Below are 4,414 nucleotides of genomic sequence, written 5' to 3' on the forward strand. Positions count from 1 at the left end.
TGCCCGAGGGCGCGTCGATCTTCTGGTTGTGGTGCGCCTCGAGCACTTCGACGTCATAGTCCTCGCCCAGAAGGCGGGCCGCCTCCTCGATCAGGCGAAACGTCACGTTCACCCCCACGCTCATGTTCGGCGCGAACACGCAGGCGAGCTTTCCCCCCAGCGCGTCCAGCTCGGCCCGCTCCTTCTCCGAAAATCCGGTCGTGCCGATGACGGCGGCCATTCCCTTTTCCGCCGCCAGGCGGGCATGGGCCAGGCTGGCCGCCGGGATGGCGAAGGAGATGATGACATCGCCCGCCAGTGTCTCCGGGTCGGCCGTGAGCGGCACCCCGGCGGGGGCCGCGCCCGCGTTCTGGCCCGCATCCGTGCCCAGGGCGGAGTGGCCCGCCCGCTCCAGCGCCCCGGTGAGGGTCATGTTTTCCGCCGCCGCAATCTGATGAATGATCCGGCAGCCCATCCGGCCGGCCGCCCCTGCCACCACAACCCGAGTCGCCACGGTTTCACCTCATTTTTGGGGAATATCTCAGCCCAATCTGGCCGGAATCCGCAAAATCCCTTATGTTGGTCGCCATTATACGCCCCATCCCCCCGGGCATGGAACCCGAAGGCGTCTGATATCAATGAGGACGCAGGGATTCTCGCCTCTCCCGGGTCTTGGAGCCAGGGGAGCGGACGGCCCCGCCCATCGGCGGATTCGCCCGGCCCCCCAAAAGGGAGAGTACACTTGGATTCCGCTCCATCGGCCCAGGACGAATCGCGCTGGATCGACCAATGCCTCACGGGCGATCCGGATGCCTTCGAGCCGCTCATCCGGCACACGGCCAGCCGCATCCGGGGCCTGGTCTGGGGGATGCTGGGAGAGCGCCGGGAGGATACCGAGGATGTGGTGCAGGAAATCTTTCTCAAGGCCTACATGGCCCTCCCCCGCTTCCGCCGCGAATCGCGCTTTTCGACCTGGGTCCACCGCATCGCGGTCAACCATTGCCGGGACATCGCGCGCCGCGCACCGCCGCCGCCTGCCGAGCTGGACGAAAGCACCCTGGCCAATCTGCCGGCGCCCGAGCCCGACGAGAAGCCGGAAGAGGACAACCTTGACGCGGAAAAAGCAGTGGCGGAGCTGTCCCGCCTCCTGGATCGGATGAAGGAAGACCACCGGAGAATACTGGTCATGCGGGAGATTGAAGATCTGAGCTACGAGGAAATCGGCGAAATTCTGGGCATCGCCCCCGGCACCGTACGCTCGCGCCTGAGCCGGGCACGGGCGGCCTTGATCCGGGCCGCGGAAAAATTGGAGAATTCTTCTCAATGACTCTTTGGGAACGCTGGAAAAAAAGCCAGGCCTCGGCCGCACGGTGGGACCATCCCGCCCCAGGAGACGCGCGCATCCTCAACCTGAAGCGCCTCCTCCGCGCGGCGCCGCGGGAAAATGGCCGTGCGGACGATCTTCTCTGGCAGCGCATCCGCCGCCAGCTGAAACCGTTCGGGTTCGAAGCGCCGGCACCCCCTCCCCTGTTCACCGCGCTCGCATCCATGGGCCCCCGGTTCGCCGTGGCGGCTGCCGCCGTCCTCATGCTCTCGCTCGGGCTCTACGCCCTCCCGGAGCAAAAACCCGACATTCAGCCCCCAACCCAGGTGGCATCGCTCGAAAACGCCTCTCCCCTCTCCAATGAACCGTTCGAAATCCAGAGCGGGGATGAGCTTTTGCAATATATCGCCTACGGCACGAACCGCTGATCGCGCCTGCGGAGGAGCCTCATGGATTTCTGGAACCAGACCGAGGGAGCAAAGAAGAAGGCGTCCCTGATCCTACTGGCCATCCTGATCGCCGGCATCGTGGGCGGGTATTTCGCCGGCAGGTGGCACGGCCAGCGGATCGCCTTTGCGTTCGCCTCCCGGCAATGGGGCGGAGCCCAGGGGCGCGTGCACTTCATGGAGCGCCTCCAGCAGGATTTGAGTCTCCGTGCGGACCAGCGGGAGAAGATGGGAACCTCGCTGCGTCTATACCACCAGAGGATGATGACGCTGCGGAATCAGTACCGGCCCCAGATTGACGGCCTGATTCAGGAAGCCACGCAGGAGCTTCGGGGCTTCCTGGACGAAGCACAGCGGGAAAAGTTCGACGTCATGGTCCAGCACCACCGCGAGCGGCGCCACCAGCGCGGCATGCGCCGGATGCACCGCTTCGAGGAACGCCTCCGCACCTTCAAGGGCGAGGCGGAAAAATGAACCGGGTTCCAGTTCAGGCCCTCCCGGATCTGCCGCCAGTATGAAAGGGAAGGAAAATGAAAAAAGCTTACGTATTTGCCATCGCCGCAGCCCTATTGCTGGGCACCACCGGCATCTCCGCCGCACACGAAGCGTCTGGCCCGGGCAACCGGGGAGGCTACGGGCACATGATGGGAGGCATGGGGGACCATTCCGGATTCGGGCAGCACGGCTACCGCTTCGGGCGAGGAGAGGGCTTCGCGACACGTCCCCTCGTCTCGCTCTCCCTCTCTTTTCGGGAGGAACTGAAGCTGACGGACGCCCAGGTCGAAAAGCTGAAAGCCCTCGGCGATAATTTCGCCCAGCGGGCCATCCGCGATCAGGCCGAGATCCAAACCCTGCGGATTGATCTGCGGCGCGCGCTCGATGCGGAGAACGTGAATTTCACCACGGTCGAGAAAATCGCCCGTTCCATATCCAGCAAGCGGACCGACTTGAAACTGGCGCGCCTGCGGACCATCGAGCAGGGCCGGAAGCTGCTCACCGCTGATCAGCAGAAACAGCTCCGCACCCTTCTCGCCAGCACATGGCGCGGCGGCCGCGGATTCGGACGGCGCGGCGGCCCCGGCTACGGCATGGGTCCTGGCTACGGCATGGGTCCCGGCCAAGGCATGGGCCCCGGTCAGGGAATGCAGCCAGGACAGGGAATGCAGCCGGGCCAGGGAATGGGTCCCGGACAGGGCCGGTAGTCTCTGCACCGCCACCGGTCTTCGGATAAAAAAAAGGGCTTCCTCCTCGGAGGGAGCCCTTTTCTGTTTGGCTTTTCTGTCCAAAACACACTCAGCTGAAGGCTTCGCCCGTCATCTCCCCCTGGTAGACGAGGCGGGTATCTCCCTCCATGTAGACATCGGCCACCCCATCTCCCGCGCCGGAGAAATGGATCGTCAGCGTCTCGCCCCCTGCACGAGAACATCCACCGGCGCCGAAACCCGCCCGCGCGAGGCCGCCAGGATCGCCGCCGCCACCGCGCCCGTCCCGCAGGCCAGCGTCTCACCCTCCACCCCGCGCTCGTAGGTGCGGAGGCGGATCGACTTCGGCCCCGTCACCTGGCAGAAATTCGCGTTCGCCCCCGCGGGCGCAAATGTTTCATGGTAGCGGATCTGCCGGCCCACCTCGCAGACCTCCACCTGCTCCACATTGTCCACGAACTGCACCGCGTGCGGAACGCCCGTGTTCAGATAATCAATGGCGACGTCGGGCCCGCCATCGAGAGCGAGCGCAACGCCCGCGCGGTAGCCGAAGGGCTGCGTCATGCGCAGCTTCACGCGGCTTCCCTCGATGGTTCCATCAATGACCCCGGCGATGGTCTCGAAGGAGACCGGGCTGTTGCCGATGCCCTTTTCGCGGGCGAAGCGGACGGCGCAGCGGCCGCCGTTGCCGCACATCTCGGCCTCGGACCCATCCGCGTTGAAAAAGCGCCACTTGAAGTCCGCCACATCGCTCGGCTCGATGAACATCACTCCGTCGGCCCCGACGGAGAGCCCCCGGCGGCAGACCTTCCGGACGAAATCGATCATCTTGTCCGCATCGTAGGCGCCATCGCGGTTGTCGATGAAGATGAAGTCGTTTCCGCTGCCGCTGAGTTTCGTGAACAGGATCGGACGGTTCATTTCCCGCCGCCTCCGCTGGCGATAAATTCCGGAATATGCTCGCCTCGGATCAGATCCGCATACGTTTCGCGCTCCCGGATGATGAAATACTCATCCTCCCGGACCAGCACCTCGGGAGGCCGGGGGCGCGAGTTGTAGTTCGAGGCCATGGCGAAGCCGTACGCCCCCGAGCTCATGATCGCCACCAGGTCGCCCCGCCGGTATTCGGGCAACTCCCGATCCTTGGCGAGATAATCGCCGCTCTCGCAGATGGGCCCCACCAGATCGGTCAGGCGCCGGGGGCGGCCGGCGGCCTCCTCCGCCACCGGCATCACCTCCTGATAGGCCTGATAGAGGCTGGGCCGGATCAAATCGTTCATGCCCGCATCAATGATGACAAAGCGCTTCTCGTCGTTCTCCTTGCCGTAAAGGACGCGGGCAACCAGGATGCCGGCGTTGCCGACGATCACCCGGCCGGGCTCGAAAACGAGGGTGCAGCCCAAATCCTTCAGCTGGGGCAGAATCGCCGCCGCATATTCCTTCGGCTCGGGCGGCGTTTCCTG

At 65.0% G+C, this 4,414-nt stretch carries 6 protein-coding genes and 1 pseudogene; 4 read left to right on the forward strand and 3 right to left on the reverse strand.

The annotated features are described in order from the left end of the window. Positions 1–493 (reverse strand): 4-hydroxy-tetrahydrodipicolinate reductase (gene dapB / locus O2807_12560; GenBank protein ID MDA1001332.1); only part of this gene is annotated, 493 nt, incomplete at its 3' end. A 228-nt stretch (positions 494–721) separates the two neighbouring features. Here dapB and O2807_12565 point away from each other — a divergent pair. The 4 genes from O2807_12565 to O2807_12580 are packed head-to-tail and all read left to right on the forward strand — an operon-like array spanning position 722 to position 2,951. Continuing rightward, positions 722–1,306: a sigma-70 family RNA polymerase sigma factor gene (locus O2807_12565; protein MDA1001333.1), complete on the forward strand. Its 585-nt coding sequence runs from the start codon at positions 722–724 to the stop codon at positions 1,304–1,306. Continuing rightward, positions 1,303–1,731, forward strand: coding sequence for a hypothetical protein (locus O2807_12570; GenBank protein MDA1001334.1), 429 nt, complete (start codon positions 1,303–1,305; stop codon positions 1,729–1,731). Before O2807_12565 ends, O2807_12570 begins: the two co-directional genes overlap by 4 nt. 21 nt (positions 1,732–1,752) lie before the next feature. Next, positions 1,753–2,223 carry a hypothetical protein gene (locus tag O2807_12575; protein ID MDA1001335.1) on the forward strand — a complete coding sequence of 157 codons (471 nt, stop codon included), beginning with the start codon at positions 1,753–1,755 and terminating at the stop codon, positions 2,221–2,223. A gap of 56 nt (positions 2,224–2,279) precedes the next feature. Next, on the forward strand, positions 2,280–2,951 hold the full coding sequence (locus O2807_12580; GenBank protein MDA1001336.1) for a Spy/CpxP family protein refolding chaperone: 672 nt from the start codon (positions 2,280–2,282) through the stop codon (positions 2,949–2,951). A 91-nt stretch (positions 2,952–3,042) separates the two neighbouring features. Here O2807_12580 and dapF read toward each other — a convergent pair. Both dapF and O2807_12590 read right to left on the reverse strand, forming a co-directional pair. Beyond that, positions 3,043–3,872 (reverse strand): annotated as a pseudogene (gene dapF, locus O2807_12585) (diaminopimelate epimerase). Then, positions 3,869–4,414: diaminopimelate decarboxylase (locus O2807_12590; GenBank protein MDA1001337.1), on the reverse strand; the 546-nt coding region annotated here is incomplete at its 5' end. The gene O2807_12590 and the pseudogene dapF, both read right to left, overlap by 4 nt.

It is taken from the genome of bacterium, assembly GCA_027622355.1.
GTDB lineage: Bacteria > UBA8248 > UBA8248 > UBA8248 > UBA8248 > JAQBZT01.